Raw genomic sequence first — 19,459 nt, 5'->3', positions numbered from 1 at the left:
ACGCTGTAGGCGTCCCGAGTGACCTGGCTCACTGCGGGTAGGGTCTCCACCGAGTGGACACCCGAACCCGGTGGACGCCGCAGTGCACCATCGAGAAGGGCAATCGCTTTCATGTCTGACAACTCAACCAGCACTGCGGATATGCGGCCTCACTTCGAGGACATCCAGGCTCATTACGATTTGTCGGACGACTTCTTCGGCGTGTTCCAGGATCCGACCCGCAAGTACAGCTGCGCCTACTTCACCGGGCCCAACGTGACGCTGTCCGAGGCTCAGGTCGCCAACGTCGACCAGCACCTCGACCAGCTGAACCTCAAGCCCGGCATGACGCTGCTGGAAGTCGGCTGCGGCTGGGGACTCACCTTGCAGCGCGCGATGGAGAAGTACGACGTCAACGTCATCGGATTGACGCTGAGCAAGAACCAGCAGGCGTACTGCGAGCAGCTCCTGAGCAAGATCGACACCGACCGCAAGTTCGACGTGCGTCTGGAGGGCTGGGAGCAGTTCGTAGGCTCCGTCGACGCGATCGTCTCCATCGAGGCGTTCGAACACTTCGGCTTCGAGCGCTACGACGCCTTCTTCGAGACCTGCTTCAACAGCCTGCCGTCCGGCGGCCGGATGACCATTCAGAGCAGCTGTGGCTACCACCCCAACGAGATGGCGGCCCGCGGGAAGAAACTGACTTTCGAGCTGGCACGGTTCGCCAAGTTCATGATCGACACGATCTTCCCCGGCGGACGCATCCCCAGCACCCAGATGATGGTGGATCACGGGGTCAAGGCCGGCTTCACCGTTCCCGAGGTGATCTCGCTGCGCAACCACTACATCAAGACCCTCGGCATCTGGGCCGCCCGCCTGGAGCACAACAAGGACCAGGCGATCGCCGCCGCCGGCGAGCAGCACTACAACGACTACATGCGTTACCTGACCGGCTGCCAGTACTACTTCGTCGACGAGTCGATCGATGTCAGCCTGGTCACCTACGCCAAGCCGTAGCTTTTCCGTTGCGCGGCAGCGGCATTCGCATTCGTTGTGAAATGCGCTGATGCGCATCGTCGGCTTGCTGCTGCTCCTGCTCGCGGCCAGTGCCCTGATGGCGCGGTACGTGCCGGCCACCAACCGCGCGTTGTTGGTGGTGGCCGCACTGTCGCCCTATCTCATGCTCGGTGCGCCACTGGCCGTGCTGGTGTTCGCACTGTCGCGGCATTGGACGCTGGTGTCGATCGCGGCGGTCCTGACCGTCGCGGTCCTGGCGATCCAGTTGCCCTGGTACATCGGCAGTCCCGATCCCGATTCCGGGACGACGCTGCGGTTCGTCTCGGCCAACCTGCTGCTCGGCGAGGCCGATCCCGAGGCGGTCGTGCGGCTGGCCTCCGAGCACGCCGACGTCCTGGCCGTCCAGGAGCTCACTCCCGAACTCTCCGCGACGCTGTCCCCCTCTTTGGCGAGGGAGTTTCCCTACTCCGCGCTGCGCCCCCGGGAGCGGGCCGCGGGCGTCGGCCTGTGGAGCCGGTATCCGATTGTCAGCTCCGGAAGCGACGAGAGTTTCAGCCGGGGGTTGATCCACGCACGGGTCCAGGTACCCGACACCGACTTCGAGACGACGGTGGTTTCTACGCATATGCCGCCGCCTCGTTCGGCTTTCGCGTCCTGGCGCAACGACATCGCCCGGCTGGGAACGGCACTGCGCAGGTTCCCACCCGGTGGCCCGGTCATCGTCGGTGGCGATCTCAATGCCACGCCTGATGTCCGTGAGTTCCGCCAACTCCTGCAGGACGGCTACCGCGACGGCGCCGCGCAGGCCGGGGCCGGGCTGACCCGCACCCACCCGAGCAACGAGATCATCCCGCCGCTGTTGGCGGTCGATCACGTCATGACGCGCGACGCGACCGTGACGTCGCTGCAGACGGTGTCGGTGGCCGGGTCCGACCACCTCGCGTTGGCCGCGACTGTGGTGCTGCACTGAGTTCAGCGAATGTGGTTGGCCTACAGGGGTAGTCGGCGCCCCGTGCCGGAACAGGCAAGCGCAAGTATCTACAGCAACGTCAATATGCGCTCGCGTAGCGGGTTGACCACAACACTTCCAGCGCCTCGGCCTTTCGCGCCAGGTTGCTGATGGCCGGTTCTGGCGGAGCCATCCAGTCGCAATGCAATCTTCGTACCTGCATCAATAGTCAAATGCGTCAATTCCGGCAAAGTTCTGATCGCCCATCGAAGCCGAGCTGATCCCCAGCGAACATCTGCAGGCGTGTGGCAAACACGTCACGCGGCGTCGTTTACAGCGAATCGAAACACTTTCGAGGTTGCAATTGTGCCGCCAACAGTGTGCTGGCGACGCATATCAACAAGCCGCGGCAACTCTAAGAATATCGCCCTGTACAGCACAAATGCGTTGACAGCGGACGCACAGCCTGTAATGCTCTTCCCATCTTTCGGTGCATACAGGGGGAACAATGTCGGCCATCGCTCTGAAAATCAATTCCGGTATAGCTGCAGGACTCTTGTGTGGTGCAGCAACTCTTTCGCCGGTTACCACCGCCAATGCGGACACCACCATTGCGAGCGCCGGCACACTGGGTTCGCGCGTGGGGTCCGCCCAGTGCGAGCCCACTGCGACCACGTCCTGCGATCCGATCGGACTACCCACGGCCGCTGCAGTGGCGGCCGCCGATCCGACCTTCCCCGACAGCCTCATCCAGAACGAATTCTGGTGGCTGGGCCCCGCGAATGACCACCCTCGGTCCACCATTCTTGAGTTCACCCCACTGAGCCTGGTTCCCGGGTTCCTCAAGCCGGCCTTCAGCTGGTTCACCGCCAAGTGGGATGTCGAGCTGTGCATCTTCGGCCTGACGGCAACCCTTGGGCCCTACGCCACCACGAAACTCTCTGTCGGCCGCGGCTGCAACTAGGCGCCGGTCCCGTTGGCGGGCGCCAGCCCGCCAAACCTGTTGTCCTATCCCTGGACTCAATCCCGCCGAACGGCTGCAGTCAGCCCTCGGTATTGCGCGGCTTACTCCAGCCTGAGATCAAAGCCCGCCACCATGATGCGCGCGGCCCCGCGTATGCGCCGCACTCCCCTGGCGCGCACAGTGCGCAATCGGTTCCCGGGCGATAGTGCTCGTGCGCGGCTCGGTCATGGCCGCACTGACATCTCTCGCTAGACACGTGCTGAATCTACGCCGTGCTCATGGGAACTCGCCGCAACCCTCGCCACACGTTGCGGAATGCACCCTGGCAGCGCACTTTCCGATCAATGACGTTCGCGCCGGTCAATCTACAGCAACGTCAATATCGCCACAGCTCCGTGGACCGTCGCGAGACTGGACGCTAATTTTGGGCTGGCGACCCGAGCGATCGCCCCAGAGCGACTATGGGCGTCACCACCTCGCATGATGGGACAAACTCATGCGCGTGTTGCGCGACGTCGAACAGTTACAGCTACTAACGCAGCTATCCACTCCGCGAACTCATGTCGCCCTCCAGCAAACTCTGGCAAACGCTACCTACCAGCGCCGCCGACACTTTGGTTCGCATCGATCTCGGCCGCGACATTTGCGTGAATCCGTTGCCCGTACGTGAACACGAAGTTACCGAAATGACGGCACCAACATGCCTTTCTAGCTGCGGCGATGTTATTGACAGCGTCGTCACAGCATGCGATGCTTCTCGCAACTTCAGGTCGTACTAAGGGGAAAAATGTCAGCGATCGCTCGCAAGATAAGTGTTGGTATCGCCACAGGCGCGATGGCCGCCGCAGCAACTCTTTCTCCCGTGACAGTGGCGAATGCAGATAATTCGATAGCCATCAGTTCTCTCGGTTCCAAGATCGGGTCAGCGGAGTGCGAACCGACCGCTACGACTCCATGCGCGCCGGCGTCGAAGCTGCCCACGGCGGCCGCACTCCAGTCGGCCAACGGTCCCGGAGGGATCATCCAGAGCGTCTTCCAAAACGATCTGTGGTGGATCGGCAAGGCCAACCCGAACCCGCCGGCGCGGTCCGAGGTGTTGGTGTTCACCCCGATGAGCCTGGTCCCCGGATTCCTCAAGCCCGCCTACGGCTGGTTCACCCAGAACCTCAACTTCGAGGTCTGCCTGTTGGGCGGTTCAGTGAAGGTCGGCCCGTACGGCACCACGACCGTGGCATTCGGACGAGGCTGCAACTAGGTTGTATGCGGTACCGATTGTGATGTCGACGGTGCAGTCATGGGAACCCTGCCTGCACCGGGTGCGGAAAGCCTGCTGAGTGCAGAAATCACAACCAAACGGCGAGGAAAGCACTGCTCTACCAAACGACGCCGACGGTCGACGCTCATCGCTGAGCTCGAACGTCAGGCGTCATCGGCGCGAGTTAGTGATTGGCTCCTCGGTGCTGGTACTGGCTGCCGCTGCATTCGGTGGTTGGTTGGCCGTCCGCGGATTTGACGCGAAATCCAGCCTCGAGCACGCGCGGGAGAACGCGCAGCTCGCCAAAGCTGCTCTCCAACAGGGAGAATCCGAAGACGCTACGCGCTTTGCCGATCAAGCACAGTTCCACGCCCAAAAGGCGCGCGAGGCGACGCACTCGCTGCCGTGGAATGTCGCGTCGGTAGTCCCGTGGTTGGGCAGTCCGTTCGAGACCGGTCAGCAGATCTCGGATGTCGTTCTCGGCCTGGCGACCGACGTCCTAAAGCCTGCGGCCGAGGCCGGCACAGCGCTGTCGCCGGACCGGTTGGTGGATGGCAGCAAGGTCGATGTGCGACTGCTTCGCTCCGAGGAGCCGAAGCTGACCGAAATCTCCAGCGCAGCAACTCGACTCAATGCCGATGCGCAGGCGATATCGGATCCGCGGTACGTCTCGGTGCTCGGCGATGCTCGAACACAGCTTCAGCAGCAGACCGCCGACCTCTCCGGCCTTCTTGAGAACACTGGACTGGCGGCCCGCCTCGCACCGAGCATGATGGGTGCCGACGGACCTCGCAGCTATTTCATGGCATTCCAGACCAACGCCGAGGCCCGCGGAACGGGTGGGCTTCTCGGCGGGTTCGGAGTGCTCCGCTTCGACAACGGCACCGCCACGGTGGACACTCTTGGTGCCAACACCGAGCTCGGCAGGCCCTCTGCGCCAATTGATCTGGGAACCGAGTTCGAGGAGAATTACGGCTACACCAACCCGTTCAGCGATTTTCGGAACAGCAATATGAGCGCGCACTTCCCCTATGCCGCCCAAATCTGGAGGTCCATGTGGGCGCAGCAGACCGGGATCAACGTCGACGGCGTGATCGCTCTGGATCCGTTGGCCCTCAGCGACATTCTGGGTGCAGTGGGTCCAATCACCATGCCCGACGGTGAACGGGTGACCAACGACAATGTAGTTGAGCTGACCGAGTCCACCGCATACACACGGTTTCCCACCGATCAACCAGCGCGCAAACAATATCTCCAGGATATCGCCGCAGAAGTCGTCAAGAAGGTGACCACCTCGACTGGTTCGCCCCGGGCGCTGTTGGAGGCGCTCGGCCACGCCGTAGGCGAGCGCCGGATCGCCATCTGGAGTGCGCTGCCGGCCGAACAGGCGATGCTGGAACAGACTCCTCTCGCCCACATCATCCCCGACGATCCCGCACCCTACGCCGCGGTGGTGGTCAACAATCTCGGTGGCAACAAGATGGACTACTACCTGGAGCGCGAGATCGAGTACGTAGCCGACGGATGTGATGGTGAGACCAGAAACTCGACGGTGACCGTCAGATTGAAGAACACCGCGCCGCCCGGAGCACTGCCGGATTATGTTGCGAGCGCCAACGGGGTGAATCGGGATCTACCGATCGATGTGCCTAGCGGATCGATGTTGACTTCCGTGCGACTGCTGGGCACGCAAGGTGCGACTCTCGAGAGCGCGCTGGCCAATGGACAACGCACACAGGTCTTCGTCGGCACGGAGCGAAACCACCCCACGTTCGAAATTCAGGTAGTAATCCCACCGGGCACTTCGGGGGAACTGAGCTTTCGGCTGTCCGAGCCGATCGCTCCCGGCGCGGCACGAGTACCTGTTCAACCGCTGGTAGATACGGTTGCCCCTAAGGTCGCGGTACCCACGTGCTCCTAGTGATCACGGGGACCAACGAGGCGAGCGACTCGACGAGACAACTGCGGCACATACCAAAGGTGGCGAGGCAATGACGCTGGCGAGTTCTCTGAAGCTCCTACGTAAACAGTGGATCATCGTCTGCGGAGTCATCGTTCTTGCGGTAGCCGTAGCTGCCGTGATCACAGCGCTCACACCGTCGAAGTACCAAGCCGCAACACGACTCTTCGTGTCAACGTCGTCGGGATCGACACTTTCGGACGCCTACCAGGGCAGCCGATTCTCGCAGGAACGGGTCGTGTCTTATACCGACCTGCTAATGGGCGAAACACTCGCCCAGCGAACAATCGACAAACTCGGGCTCGACACCACAGCCAAAGATCTACAAGCGAACGTCACTGCGAAGGCCAAGGCCGGCACGGTTCTGATCACTGTCGAGGTTCTCGATGAATCGCCAGTGCGGGCACGAGACGTCGCCAACGCTCTGTCTGACGAGTTCGTAGTCATGATCCACCAGTTGGAGGCCCCGGAAGACGGGTCCCGACCCGATTCGCGTGTGGTCGTCGAGCAGAGGGCATCAATTCCACAGGAACCTGTCATCCCCAATACGCTCCGTAACCTTGGCCTAGGGTTACTCCTCGGTATTGGCTTGGGCATTGGCACCGCGGTACTTCACGACATTCTTGACAACTCGGTCAAGGATCGCGAGGAGGTCGACAGGATCACTGGTAAAGGAATCGTCGGCACAATCCCCCTCTCGAAAGAGCTCCGGGAGCAGCCCACCATTTCCTTCGAGGGCGACATGTCGCACGTAGCCGAATCATTCCGAAAATTGCGCACCAACCTACAGTTTCTATCGGTCGATAATCCTCCGCGTGTCATAACCGTCACCAGTTCTCTTCCTGGCGAGGGTAAGTCGACTACCTCGCTGAACATCGCACTCGCGTTAGCTGAGGCAGACCACAGCGTCGTACTAGTCGATGGTGACCTTCGCCGCCCTACTGTGCACACCAAGCTCGATCTTGTGGGTCAGGTCGGGTTCAGCACGGTTCTCAGTAGCCGATCGTCCCTGTCTGAGTCGCTTCAGAACACCCGTTTTCCCAACTTGACGGTTCTGACTGCGGGCGCCATCCCGCCGAATCCCAGCGAGCTCCTGGGCTCTCAGGCCGCCAAAAAACTCCTCGAAGAGCTGCGCACGAAATTCGACTACGTGATCATCGATTCGACACCGCTCCTTGCGGTAACAGATGCAGCGATTCTCGGAGCCGCAGCGGACGGGGTACTGATCGTAGTCCGCTACGGCCGTACCAGTTTTGAACAACTCCAGCAGGCCGTCGATGCGTTGAATGATGTAGAAGCGCCGCTCCTAGGCACCGTCATTACACAGCGACCGACGACCCGCAACTCGTCGGGTTACTATGGGTATTCCGGCTATTACGGTTCTGACCAGCCCAATCAGATCGAAGCCAACAACACTCCGGAGCAGTCGGCGCTGCCTTCTCTTCCACCAGTAAAAGCTGATCCAGCGGCCACCACGACTAGGTCGAAAGCACCGGACCTAGCACGCGAAAAGCCTGCCGAATAACGCAGCTCGAGTGAACGAATCGCCTGAGGCACCACCTCAGAATCTGGGCAGAAGCGCTGCACGTGGCGCGAGTATCACCGCTGCCGGGTTGGTGATCCGGATCCTGGTCCAAGCGGTCGGGCTGGTCGTACTGGCACGAATTCTCTCGCCGATCGACTTCGGACTGGTGGCGATGGTTGTCGCAGTAGTCAGTGTGGGCGACATCTTGAGGGACTTCGGTCTGAGTTACGCCGCCGTCCAAGCGCCCACGTTTTCTACGAAGCAACGAAGCAACCTGTTTTGGTTGAACACCGCGTTCGGCGCCGCCATCGGAGCTGCAGTATTCGGCCTCGCATGGCCGATCGCCGACTTGTACAACGATCCACGACTAGTACCCATTACGCAGGTCATCGCAATCACATTCGTGATCAATGGAATTGGGTCGCAGTATCGCGCCAGTCTGCAGCGCTCGCTGTCCTTCGGAGCCTTGGCTCTGGCCGAAACCGCGGGACAGATAATCAGCGTGTCCGCTGGGATCATCGCCGCGATGAACGGCTTATCCTACTGGTCCATTGTCATCCAGGTCGTGGTGCATCCGGCAGTAGTGGTCACCATACTGGTGTTGGTATCGAGGTGGTTACCAAGCGGGTTCTACCGTCACCAGGGAACAAAACACTTCGTGATCTTCGGGTGGCGCGTGATGGCTGTACAGACGCTGACCTACGTCAGCGCCAATGTCGACACAGTCGCGGTGGGTCTCAACTTCGGTCCGACGGCTTTGGGCTACTACAACCGAGCCTTCCAACTGATGGCCGTCCCCGTGATTCAACTGGCCAACGGCATGATCCGCGTCGCGGTTCCCGTGCTCGCCAAGCTACAAAGCGACGCCAACCGCATGAACGACTATCTGGCTCGCGCGCAGACGGCACTGCTTGCATTCATGCTCTTCATTCTTGTAGCGCTCGCCAGTTTGACCGAGCCAATCGTAATGATCGTGCTCGGCGCCAACTGGGTCGAGAGTGTCCCTATTCTCCGGATCTTGGCCGTGGCCGGAATCTTTCAGACGTTGACGTACCCACTGGACTGGGCGTTCATGGCGCTCGGGTTAACGCGCGTTCAGCTCATTCAAGCCCTGGTAAGCCGCCCGCTCCTGATCATTTCTGTCATAGTCGGCGCGCAGTTCAACGTCGACGCTGTCGCCTGGGGGTACGCGGTGGGCGCAGGGCTGGGCTGGCCTATTGCGCTCATCGCGCTCTCGCGGGCATCGTCGATCCGCGTCGTCCACCTAATTGTAAATGCCAGCCGAATGGTCGCCGTCAATCTGTGGGCAGGTGTCGGCGCATGGTTGGTCACCATCGTGCGCCCTTTTGAGAGCTCTTTCGGTTCCATGACGCTCGGGATGGCCCTGATGCTGGCGATCATCGTGCTCGCGGTATGGCTAATACCCTCAGTCCGGCAGGATTACGCAATTGTCGGGCAGTTCTGGGCATTGATGTCGGCCAAGATCCGCGGGGCTGTTGGGTCCCGGTAGCGCTTTGTCGCTGACGATTCCGCGAGCCTGTCAAGTTTTCTGTGTAAGTCGCCCATCTGATATTTCCTGAGTTGCTGTTGCTGTTGCTGTTGCTGTAGTTACAGATACCGCTCGATACGGTCTGGGTAGACCAGGCTGAGTTGTTCGAGTGCCTTCTTCCAGTTGGTGACGACCTGCCCTTCCACGAGGCGCCCGGGCGCTGTTCGGCAGAGCTTCTTGCCGCGTTCTTTGGCCCGTTCAGCGGCCCGTTTGTCCTCGATGTTGCAGATCGCCAGCCACAGCAGTTTCACGACGGAGGCGTCGTTGGGGAACTGACCGCGGTTCTTGATGACCTTGCGCATCTGGTAGTTCAGCGATTCGATCGAGTTGGTCGTGTAGATCACCCGACGCAACTCCGGCGGGAACGCCAGGAACGGGATGAACTGCTCCCAGGCCCGTTCGAAAGCCTTTGTCACCGTGGGGTTCTTCTTCCCCAACTCCGAGGTCGTGAACGCCTGCAATTCGGCGTGGGCGGCATCGGCACTGGGCGCGGTGTAGATCGACTTGAGTGCTGCGGCCACGGCCTTGCGGTCGCCGTAGGACACGAACCGCAAGGCGTTGCGGATCAGATGCACCACACACGTCTGCACCGCCGCTTGCGACCAGGTCGCCGCGATCGCCTCCGGGAACCCGGTCAGCCCGTCGCAGCACACGATGAGCACATCCTTGATGCCGCGATTGGCTAGATCCGCGCACACCGACGCCCAGAACGACGCTCCCTCGTTGGGCTGGACCCAGATCCCCAGGACATGCTTGACGCCGTCCATATCCACGCCCACGGCGATATGGGCGGCCTTGTTGCGGGTGTGGCCGCCGTCTTTGACCTTCACAATCATCGCGTCGAGGTAGATCACCGGGTATAGCGGTTCCAGCGGCCGGCGCTGCCAGCTGAGCACCTCATCAGAGATCTCGTCGATGATCTTGGACATCGTCTCATGTGACACCTCGGTGCCGATCGTAGAGGCGAGATGAAATTGGATGTCCCGCAACGTCATTCCACCGGCGTAGAGGGAGATGATCATGTCATCGAGCCCGCCGATCCGGCGGGTGCCCTTTGGAACCAGCGTCGGGCTGAACGAGCCGTCGCGGTCTCGTGGCACCTCCAGTGGCACCGGCCCGGCTTCAGACTGCACCGTCTTGGGTGAGCTGCCGTTACGGGCGTTGGGCATCGCCCGCCCGATGGGATCGCCTTTCTCAAAGCCCAGGTGCTCGGTGAGCTCGGCGGCCAATCCGCGCTCCAGGGCGAGCTTGATCAACCCGGGTAGCAGCCCTCCTTCACCGGTCAGGGCCACCTCGCCGGTGTCGACCTGAGCCAGCAGATCATCAACAGCACCTGAGGCCCGAAGCGCCTCGGCCATTTCCACTGTGGACCCCGCCTCAACCAGCGATGAATTCACGTCCTTGCCTGTCGCCACGTCCTGCGATCCTTCCGTTAACAGGACTTACACAGACCATTTGACACGCCCGACGATTCCGCTAGAAGTCCGAAATTGCCAAGTAGGCCCGTCCGAGCCCTAACGACCCGGCGCTCACTACCAGGAACCACCAAATCGGTCGCTTCTAGCCATGCTCTGAGCTCCATAGCAGGCCACCAAGCACAACAAGAACCAACCGATATTTGCGAACGCACGGGTTTCAGTGAAGTCTCCGATAATGAGAACAACGACAACCTGAAGCGCCCAAATAGCTTGGGGCCCTGGAGATACAACAACCATCTTTAGTGTTCTCACCAAGACCACTGCAAGGAACAGCACCGCCACAGATAAGCCCAACGCACCCACTTGAAGTGCCGTCGATAGATAGCCGTTGTGCGTACTGGTCACCATCCATCCCGACGATCGACTGATCACACTGGCAGCGTCATCTTCCGAACCTAGAATGGAGCCCCACCCGTATCCGAGCCAGAAATGCTCCTGCCATGCTTGAATCGCTCCCCGCCAGATCCCAACTCGGTTCGTGAACGTCAAATCCCGACCGAGAAGTCCAAGAATATTCGGAACTAGCGGTACGGCAACGAGAGCCGCGAACGCGGCCAGGCAAGTCGCGCTAACAAGAAGCAGCCCGCGATCAGCCGACCTAACACTAGCCAACCAGCGCACCAGCCCGTATAGGCAGATGCTCGTCAGTACGAGCACCACAGCACCGGCAGAGCCAGTCCAGATAAGCGCCAAAACATAGACCGCCATCCAGGCAAACGTCCTGAACCGCACCTTCCGGAGGTTCCAGTTGAGCGCCAACAACACAATCACCGCCAGGATAATCACGTAGCCCATATGGTTCCGGTGGACAAAGACTCCGCGTAGCGTTCCGTAGAGAACCGCGCTCTGCGTCAAGGCAATCGTAGGAACGAGCAGGGCTGTGGCCAGACTGACTACGACGATCGTCTTCAGGGTTCTGTCTGCAATTACAAGAAACCGCTCGAATGGGACATTGCTAGCAATAATTCCGGCGAGTATCAACGGCACAGCCAGAGCCGCCGCACGCGTCAACACTGTCCAGCTGTGGTCGCTCCACAACGCAGATATAAACGCGAAACCGACGAAGACCCACGGAATGAGCAACGGGCGCGGATGAGTGAGACCTCGCCATAGAGACAGCAGCACCAAAGTTGAGCCGACGATCAGTATGACTTGGCCAGAGACTTCTTGAGGGCGCGCGTATACGACCAGGGAGACCACGATCGCGACGGAACCCACCACCGCTCCAGCCTGGCGGCGCTCGCCCAATTCTCGGGTTTGAACTCCAGGTTCGGTCAAACTCCCGGGTCTCTCACCCTCAGTGCCGGCCAATCGATCTCTTCTTTCTAATCACCGTCTTCCACGCATCCTGCACCCAGGTGCGCACTTCCGCAGCCTGTTGGATCCAGGCAGCCGCGGGAAGCAGGAAGAATCCCATGTACACGAAAACGTACTGGTGAAAGTCGATTCCCAGCAGCGCCCACACTCCCACATGAAACAGTCCCATGATTAACAAGCCAGCGCGGAAGACTACAGGGACGAGTACGGCCAGCACGAGGCCTCCCTCGACTAACAAAGTTGTGTAGTCGAGGAATTTCCAGAAGACGACGTTGTCAATCTTCAGCAACGAGTCTGCAAGCGGACCCGATCGCGGTCCCAGAGTAGCCTCAACGACAAAGAATCGGGTGGCCTGACGGGCCGGGTCGAGCCATCCAGTGGCAGATTTGGCGACTGCCGCGGTGAGCATTCCAAAGGCAATCATCGTTCCGTAGAGGAACATTGCGTAGCCATTGGTCTGGCCAGCCTTGCACCGCCAGCTATCCACTGACCAGGTGGAGCCCCAGCCTGCGAGTCCCAGCATCAACGGAGCCAGCTCGTACAGAATCACGTGGTCGACCTTGCCGTACGAGTAGGCGAGACCGCTGCAAACTACGAGCACGAGTGATAGCAGACCTGATGTTGCCCGTGTGTTCCAGCCCACCAGTACACACACAGCAAGAATTGCCCGCAATATCTCGAGCGCGATGATGACGCTGCCCGGTGCGGGTCCGGAGATTAGCGCAAAGGGTCCGGGCGGCGGTGCGTAGGCTAGCGCCGACATGCTGCTTATCCAAGAGATGTCCCTTGGCCAGATCAGCACATAGATTGCGAAGAGGACGCGCAAAATTGCCAACGGTCGGTCCGCCGGACGGTATCGGTCGCTGATCCATTCGACGCCTGAGTTCGAGCGGTCGAGTAGCGGCGTCACCAACGCACCTCGCGAATGCTCGGATCCGCGGCGACGGTAGTCTTGGAGGAACGAAGGTCAAGAATCCCGGGCAACCATTCGACGCGTAGGCCAACGGGCTGATCCGTAACCGCAAGTTGCTCAGTCCGATTGCGTAACCAGTTGAGGGCCTCATCCGACAGGCCAGGCGCCACACCTTGGGTCGGTTTCAGAAGACGGTCCAAGGTCAATCCAGCCGGCACGGAGTAGAGCGGTGAGAGAAGGTCGGCTGCCTCGACCTGATGGACAGACCCGTCGCTGCCGATCACCGCGATGGTTCTGGTCGTTATGCGGGCAGTCCCATCGCGGTCAATTCTCTCAGCACTGAAAGCCGGCATGGTAATGGTCGGAAAGGGCTCGCTACTGACCAACGTCGATACCGTGTCGACCGCAAATTGCACGACCAGAAAGGTCCACAGCCCGACAACGATCCAGACCCGCATGTACTTGGCTTTCGAAATGAAACGGGGTTCCGCCGATGATATGTTACTGATTTCCACTGCCATCAACCAGCTTTCGCAGCGATACCTCAGGTTGGTTGATAATCCACAGTCGATTTGAAGATCCACACGCGCTATGCGTACGCACGTCGTCTCCTCTCATCGACGCGTCGCTTCGCCTCGCGAAATGCGGCTCCATACGCCTCACCGATAAAGCTCCAGTCTCGGTTCTGCAGACGCGGGCCCTCAACCGGCTTCTTTGTTCGCACCGCGCGCAAGACAAGTTCAAGGTCAGTCGATGTCAGCTCACCAGTGAACAGATGCACCCAACCGGGACCCACTTCCTCTGCCAGGGCGCGTGTCGTCGGTGTATCACGCACGAGCGTCGGACGGTTCAGCGAAAGTGCCGCCAGTAGCGCTCCGGAATTGTGAATGTTGTCGTACGGCAGGCAGACCAGCTCGGCACGAGACACTTCTTCCACGAACTCCTGATCAGGCACATAGCCAAACTTGATTGATATCCGCGAGTCAGCAGTGGCTGCTTCAGTTACTTCCTTCTCCAACTCAGGCGTCGGCTTTCCCACAATCCGCAATGTCACCGACGGCGACGTGGTCCGACGGAACGCCGCGATCAGCGCCTCGACACCTTTATATGGGCGGATGAGACCCGCGAAGAGAATTCGTCCAGAAATTGAAGGAGGCTTGGAGTACTTCTCGTACGCTTCCCGATAGTGACCGTGCGGTATCAACGGACCCTGGTCAGCCGGTAACGGGGTCGCCGAATTGATGCGGACGTACAGATCGGTCCGCGCATCCAACCTGGCAAGAGCCCAACGCTCGATCGCATCGCCAGATTCGTGGGGCTCAATATTGTGAAGGGTACGGACGATCGCGGTGCCGCGCCGACGCATGAGCGCCAGTACAACCTGCAGACCGAGACAGCGCGCGTAGGTTTCGATTCGGCCGCCCCCGCGGACAATGAGTTCCGGCCAATGAACATGGAAGACATCGGCGCGCAGCACCGCGGTGCGGGGGTTCAGGTACCTGAAGTTCATTGCTGGGTCGGCGTACCGCACAACCTGATCCACGTACTCGGTGGTTGCCTTCGGTGGTGCCGTTGCCTCAAGTACGACAAACTTCGATGCCATCTTTATGTCGAGATTCACAGCTGCGCAACATCAGTGGGAATCAAAAAGCGAACACGCATCACATTGGCACCGGTTGCCCGGTCCGCCGTCCCCCGCCCGACGCCACAATGGCTCGTTCAAATGTCTTTCGCGGCAGGACACCGGCGGCACCCACGACAGTGGGGCCGACAGCCGGCAAGCGTCCCGTTTTCAGTATCGAGGCAGTGATCTTCCGAACGCCTTCCCCCGACCTCGCAGTCAGCGCGTACCGGAGAGCCTGACCGGCGAGAAAATCGACATACACCTTGGGGTCACGTCGAAGTGCACGGTCCGCCCAATCCAACGAGCTCCGCCAATCAGTTCCCGCCGAAATCGATAGAGCGGAACCAAGCTGGATCCGCACAACGGGTTCCGCAGTCTGCGCAAACGACGAGCCTGGAATGCGACCCAGCCGAATCAGCCAGTCCCAATCTTGGTGGCGAGGCAGCGACTCATCCCAGGGAACCTTCACCGCGAGCTGCCTCGAGCAGAGCAACGACGATGTATACATGCTCGGCCTGGCCAGGCTCGGCGGTCGACGACGGAACAGGTAGTGCTCGACCTTCTCTCCCGGGGCTATCAATCTCCTCGGACCGGGATCAGACACCTCGCCGGTGCTCGGATTCACATATAGCTGTCGCCCCGCGACCACAGCCCGTGCTGGATCGACCAACGACTGCAACAAGGCGACTTGCAACGAGAGCTTGCGCGGCAGCCACTCGTCATCGTCGTCAAGCAACGCAACATACGTACCTGTGGCCGACTTGATGCCAAGATTTCGTGCCCGTGAACCGCCTACCTTGCCCGGGGTTCGAAGTACGTGATCTGCGAGGTCGAAAACCTCAGCACTGAGCTCGATGCCCGGTGGAGCGTCATTCACCACAATGATCTCGATCGTGCCCACGGAACTTTGAGCTCGCACACTCCGCAGGGCTCGAATCAGCTCTGGTCGACCAATTGTTGGTATCACGACAGAGATCTTCGGAAAGACTTCGCAGCGGGCTTTCGGGATCGATTCGTGTTTCATACCTGTCTCCCCGACTTCTCGTACCGTGGATACGCCAGTTGAGCCTGAAAATCGCCGGATCCAGCCAACCCAAGCATTGCGAATTTGACCTCGCTCATACTCGCTGTGCGGCAAGCGTGTTGGCCTCTGAGTCTCGCAGGTCCCGTATGCGCCCATAGGCGCGCCTCAGAGTCTTGTTCCGACGGAGGATCAGTCTGGGCGTGCGCCTTACCCTCGCCACCACCGACACAGGGTTGCCGAAGAACTCTGATGCTTTCACAGACGTCAGGTACCGGTCGGAGAATGCGAAATCGACCGCTGCTCGGTAATCCTCGACAGACTCTGGCGTGGTGAGGAAAACCTTGTTAAAGCCGATCGCGAAGGGCACGAGTCTCGGATCCTGGTTGAGGTATCGGATGAGGCCCGTCATCACCCCTGGCCATTCCTGATGGAATACGTCGTCAGCAACGATGATTCCGCCTGGCACAAGTACGGTCTCAGCGAGTTGCAGATCGCTGAACACCACTGGCTCATCGTGACCGCCATCAACACTAAACAGCCGAATCTTCCCGTTCGCGAGCTCCGAAAGAGCTTGAGAAGACAGCTTCGTGGAGTCGCCAGCGTGAACTGCCAGGGAGTCAACTTTCGACCAACGTGCCAGATTTCTCCGGAAGACAGATAGGTCACCCTTGCCGGACTTGTCCACATTCTGCGTCTGGTCATCGAACAGATCGATGGCTACCGATGTCTCGCCGTCGTTGCGTAGCAAGTCCAGCGCGATCAGGAGTTTTCCGTGATGCACTCCGATCTCTGCCACCGACCCTCGAACTCCCCGCGCCGCTTGGGCGTTATCAAGCACCGCAAGGACTTCTAGAACCTCGGGCGCGAGCCATCCACCAACCAGTCGCCGGCCGAAGCGTCGATAGACTGAGTACTTACTGCTGCTCATCAACTTGCTCCCGATGTGCCGCTGGACGAAATCCGCTGTTGGACATTACGGTTCTGTTGTTTCACGATGATTCTGGCACTGTGGAAGCCCATTGGTGGTTGGATGAGTTGGCATAGATCACGCTCAGCCGGCCGGCAGATTCAAACTCACGCACCGCTTGACATACGCCGTAGTGGCGATGACTCGGGTCCGGCTGCCAATCATCTCCGGCAATTATGCCGCCTGACTTGACCTTGCGTAGGAGGAGTTCCAACTCTTTCACGGTGTGGTCGTACATGTGTGAAGAGTCGAGATAGACCCAGTCAAGTGCGCCATCGGCCAGATCCGACAGAAACACCAAGTCGTCCCGGACGATCACTTCCACCTGGCCGACCTCTATGGAGGGCCGAAGCCTTCGGATGGTGCGCGCCAATGCATTTACTGTGGACTTGTCGCCAGCAGCCCATTCCCATGTCGGTCCCAAGAGATACCAGGGGTCAACGGCGTAGAGCTTCTTCGGCGTGAGCCAATTCACCAGGAACGGTGTCAGATGCCCCTTGTGCACCCCGAGTTCGGCCCCGACACCACCCACCGGTATCAGCGATTTCAGAACTTCTTGCCGTCGAGAGTTCTTGTAGCGTTCGTAGGCATCTTGAATCCTCTCCGAACGGCGAAGTGTCTTTCGAGCCGCGCCTTTGAATTTCGTTAAACCCACAGATACAAACCTGACGCTCTCGGGGCCAGCAATGGACCGGTACTCATCTTCATTATTCAGCTCTTACCTTCCTGAGCATCAGATTGCATCTGGCCGCGACCGCCAAGCACTGCGTCAACGTTCGCGGTACAACACCACTGCACGGAAAGTCCGGATGATGATCTTGATATCTAGCCAGAGCGACCAGTTCTCGATATAGAAGTTGTCGTACCGACAGCGGTCGGCGATAGAAGTATCGCCTTTGAGCCCACTCACCTGGGCAAATCCCGTGAGCCCCACTTGAACTCGGTGCCGGTGTGCGTATCGGTCGAACTGCGTCGAGAACTGCTCCACGAAGTGGGGCCGCTCAGGCCGAGGCCCGACCACCGTCATATCGCCCCGGAAGATATTCCACAACTGCGGAAGCTCATCGATCGACGTACAACGAAGAACCCGGCCGACCGCACCAATCCGATTGTCCGCCGCTACATTCCATCGCGTCTGAGACTCCGCCTCGTTGGCCGGCCGCATGGACCTGAACTTCAGCAGTTCGAACTCCTGGCCGTCGCGGCCCACCCTAATCTGGCGGAAGATGACGCCCGGGCCACCTTCAATACGCACCGCGGCCGCCGCGACCAACAGCAGCGGTGACAGCAGGACAAGTGCAGCAGATGACGAGACGATGTCAAACATGCGCTTTATCAGTCGCGCCGGACCCCTGAGGTTGGGATTTCTGATCCGCATAATCGGGGTGGAACCGACGTGGTCAGCCATCCCGGTCAGCGTGTGGAAGTGGTGCATGCGCGGGACAACCAGTAACTCCGCCGTCAAACACACCTCCGTGCGGACAGCTTGCTCCAGCTCCTGCTCGTCGAAGCTGCCGTCTGCCACCAGTACGGTGTCTGCGCCCATGGTCACGACCGCCATATCCAGATCGGCGATACGCCCCAGCTTGGCGGCAAATTCTGCAGCCGGGCAGTCGTCGTCGCCATCGTCGACGAAGCCTTCGACCTGCAGACCGTATTCACGGTGCTCCGCCAAGGTCCTGATGATCTCGGCCGCTACCGGGCCACCGCCGATCAGAATCGTTCGGTGCTTCGCAATCCCTCGCCTGCGTCCCCACGCGCAGAGCCGTGTTGTCAGTACGCGGCCGACAACCACCAGAGCCACGGCCTGACAGGCAGTTTCGAGGAAGATCTGCACCTGCGCCTTCTGATGAAGGAACAGCACCACGGCGGCAACCGCCGCGACCGCAGCGAGCAGTCGGGTGATGATCGTCGGGAGCTCATCGAGCACGCTCAGATGCAGCGGGGCTGCATACCTCCCGCCACCGGTGAGAAGCAGGACCCCCAGAACGGCCATGGTCACGATGGTGATGGGCTGCGGTGGCCGCCATGCGAGCGGAGCCAGCATCATTACGAAGTCGACTACCGGCACGACCATCCAAGCCCGGACACGCCCGAGATAACGCCTGACAGACTTTTCGCGTTCAGCCGACGAGTTAACGGCCTCGGAGCGCAGACCAATACGGCTGCTCTGATCGGCAGAGCCGTTCATAAGTCTGTCCGCGACGCTCTTGGCATCGGCGGTGAAGCCGTCGACCTTTGGTCCTGCGGTCTTCGCGTCGTGGCGATCGGCATCGACACGTCGAAGCGCCGTGACGGGACTGGGATCTACGACTGTCATGACTTGCGAGCCATCGGACGTGTTGTATTATTTACGGTCCCGTCACCGGGCAAACACTCAAAATTGGACGGCGCCGCCATGTGATAAACGGCGCAAGCACCATGTCCGCAAGGTGCAAAGTTGTACGCTCGTGCCATTCGTGGACCCACCGCTCCTCCTGTGACTGTCCGTCGATGGTTTGCCAGTTAGAACAGAGCCACGACTTCACCGGGTACCGCCGGTTCGACCCCGATGTGGAACTCGCACTCTGCCCAGATATCCATTGATCAGCATGTTAGTGCCAAATTGACGCAGGAGACAGTTGGATTTCAGATTTTTCTCAGTGTTAACCACGATATCCGTCGCCACAGGACAACGCCGCCAGCATTTACGCAGGTAATAGCCATATTGCGCAGGAACTTTTGGCTGGTGGCGGGTCTTTCCCCGCCATCTACAGCTTTGGCTGGACTGAGGCGAACTTTTGTTTGCTGCAATTGCCAAGACTGTGCACGCTTTTCGATCGGTACCAGTTCTTCAGCGTCGGTGACCCGGCGCCAAACCGACGACCGTCCCGCCCACTTTGTGCGCGCCAATGCGCTATTCCAGCAAATCGAGCGTGTTCGCCGTTTAGGACAGAGC

Annotated in this window: 16 protein-coding genes; 7 read left to right on the top strand and 9 right to left on the bottom strand. The window is 60.0% G+C overall.

The genetic code is table 11. From position 1 onward, the window contains the following. Positions 1–111: 111 nt before the first annotated feature. From ASE48_RS08100 to ASE48_RS08070, 7 genes are all read left to right on the top strand, one after another. Complete coding sequence (locus ASE48_RS08100) at positions 112–996, top strand: cyclopropane mycolic acid synthase family methyltransferase (protein ID WP_057166547.1); 885 nt, start codon at positions 112–114, stop codon at positions 994–996. Between the two features lie 49 nt (positions 997–1,045). Beyond that, a complete protein-coding gene (locus ASE48_RS08095) occupies positions 1,046–1,966 on the top strand; it encodes an endonuclease/exonuclease/phosphatase family protein (protein WP_057166546.1) in 921 nt (306 codons plus the stop codon). A gap of 619 nt (positions 1,967–2,585) precedes the next feature. Further along, complete coding sequence (locus ASE48_RS08090; protein ID WP_156409106.1) at positions 2,586–2,909, top strand: hypothetical protein; 324 nt, start codon at positions 2,586–2,588, stop codon at positions 2,907–2,909. A gap of 862 nt (positions 2,910–3,771) precedes the next feature. After that, a complete protein-coding gene (locus ASE48_RS08085) occupies positions 3,772–4,164 on the top strand; it encodes a hypothetical protein (protein ID WP_156409105.1) in 393 nt (130 codons plus the stop codon). Positions 4,165–4,243: 79 nt separating this feature from the next. Further along, complete coding sequence (locus ASE48_RS08080; RefSeq protein ID WP_082614057.1) at positions 4,244–6,085, top strand: DUF4012 domain-containing protein; 1,842 nt, start codon at positions 4,244–4,246, stop codon at positions 6,083–6,085. 70 nt (positions 6,086–6,155) lie between these two features. Further along, the gene (locus ASE48_RS08075) at positions 6,156–7,649 is read left to right on the top strand and encodes a polysaccharide biosynthesis tyrosine autokinase (RefSeq protein WP_057166543.1); all 1,494 of its coding nucleotides are present in this window, start codon (positions 6,156–6,158) and stop codon (positions 7,647–7,649) included. A gap of 10 nt (positions 7,650–7,659) precedes the next feature. Further along, entirely contained in the window at positions 7,660–9,159 is a 1,500-nt protein-coding gene (locus ASE48_RS08070) for a lipopolysaccharide biosynthesis protein (RefSeq protein ID WP_162264200.1), read from the top strand. A gap of 98 nt (positions 9,160–9,257) precedes the next feature. Here ASE48_RS08070 and ASE48_RS08065 read toward each other — a convergent pair whose 3' ends face one another. From ASE48_RS08065 to ASE48_RS08030, 9 genes are all read right to left on the bottom strand, one after another. Then, on the bottom strand, positions 9,258–10,613 hold the full coding sequence (locus tag ASE48_RS08065) for an IS256 family transposase (protein WP_057166541.1): 1,356 nt from the start codon (positions 10,611–10,613) through the stop codon (positions 9,258–9,260). A 117-nt stretch (positions 10,614–10,730) separates the two neighbouring features. Next, the gene (locus tag ASE48_RS08060) at positions 10,731–11,954 is read right to left on the bottom strand and encodes an O-antigen ligase family protein (protein WP_156409104.1); all 1,224 of its coding nucleotides are present in this window, start codon (positions 11,952–11,954) and stop codon (positions 10,731–10,733) included. A gap of 19 nt (positions 11,955–11,973) precedes the next feature. After that, the gene (locus ASE48_RS08055; RefSeq protein WP_156409103.1) at positions 11,974–12,903 is read right to left on the bottom strand and encodes an HTTM domain-containing protein; all 930 of its coding nucleotides are present in this window, start codon (positions 12,901–12,903) and stop codon (positions 11,974–11,976) included. Continuing rightward, complete coding sequence (locus ASE48_RS08050; protein WP_057166538.1) at positions 12,900–13,427, bottom strand: hypothetical protein; 528 nt, start codon at positions 13,425–13,427, stop codon at positions 12,900–12,902. Before ASE48_RS08050 ends, ASE48_RS08055 begins: the two co-directional genes overlap by 4 nt. Positions 13,428–13,495: 68 nt before the next feature. Then, positions 13,496–14,527: a glycosyltransferase gene (locus tag ASE48_RS08045; RefSeq protein WP_057166537.1), complete on the bottom strand. Its 1,032-nt coding sequence runs from the start codon at positions 14,525–14,527 to the stop codon at positions 13,496–13,498. A 40-nt stretch (positions 14,528–14,567) separates the two neighbouring features. Beyond that, on the bottom strand, positions 14,568–15,554 hold the full coding sequence (locus tag ASE48_RS32115) for a glycosyltransferase family 2 protein (protein ID WP_162264199.1): 987 nt from the start codon (positions 15,552–15,554) through the stop codon (positions 14,568–14,570). Positions 15,555–15,648: 94 nt separating this feature from the next. Continuing rightward, positions 15,649–16,482: a class I SAM-dependent methyltransferase gene (locus ASE48_RS08040; protein WP_057166536.1), complete on the bottom strand. Its 834-nt coding sequence runs from the start codon at positions 16,480–16,482 to the stop codon at positions 15,649–15,651. Positions 16,483–16,543: 61 nt separating this feature from the next. After that, entirely contained in the window at positions 16,544–17,176 is a 633-nt protein-coding gene (locus tag ASE48_RS08035; RefSeq protein ID WP_162264198.1) for a class I SAM-dependent methyltransferase, read from the bottom strand. Between the two features lie 114 nt (positions 17,177–17,290). Next, positions 17,291–18,841, bottom strand: a complete 1,551-nt coding sequence (locus ASE48_RS08030) for a sugar transferase (protein WP_235570912.1) — start codon at positions 18,839–18,841, stop codon at positions 17,291–17,293. Between the last annotated feature and the right edge of the window lie 618 nt (positions 18,842–19,459).

The organism is Mycobacterium sp. Root265 (assembly GCF_001428895.1).
In the GTDB taxonomy this organism is placed as follows: domain Bacteria; phylum Actinomycetota; class Actinomycetes; order Mycobacteriales; family Mycobacteriaceae; genus Mycobacterium.
Note: the sequence above shows the minus strand (reverse complement) of the source record. Positions and strands in the feature narration are given on the sequence as shown.

Coding starts and splice junctions, on each gene's coding strand:
- ASE48_RS08100 (WP_057166547.1), top strand. CDS start 112: ATGTCTGACAACTCAACCAGCACTGCGGATATGCGGCCTCACTTCGAG.
- ASE48_RS08095 (WP_057166546.1), top strand. CDS start 1,046: ATGCGCATCGTCGGCTTGCTGCTGCTCCTGCTCGCGGCCAGTGCCCTG.
- ASE48_RS08075 (WP_057166543.1), top strand. CDS start 6,156: ATGACGCTGGCGAGTTCTCTGAAGCTCCTACGTAAACAGTGGATCATC.
- ASE48_RS08050 (WP_057166538.1), bottom strand. CDS start 13,427: ATGGCAGTGGAAATCAGTAACATATCATCGGCGGAACCCCGTTTCATT.
- ASE48_RS32115 (WP_162264199.1), bottom strand. CDS start 15,554: ATGAAACACGAATCGATCCCGAAAGCCCGCTGCGAAGTCTTTCCGAAG.
- ASE48_RS08040 (WP_057166536.1), bottom strand. CDS start 16,482: ATGAGCAGCAGTAAGTACTCAGTCTATCGACGCTTCGGCCGGCGACTG.
- ASE48_RS08030 (WP_235570912.1), bottom strand. CDS start 18,841: ATGACAGTCGTAGATCCCAGTCCCGTCACGGCGCTTCGACGTGTCGAT.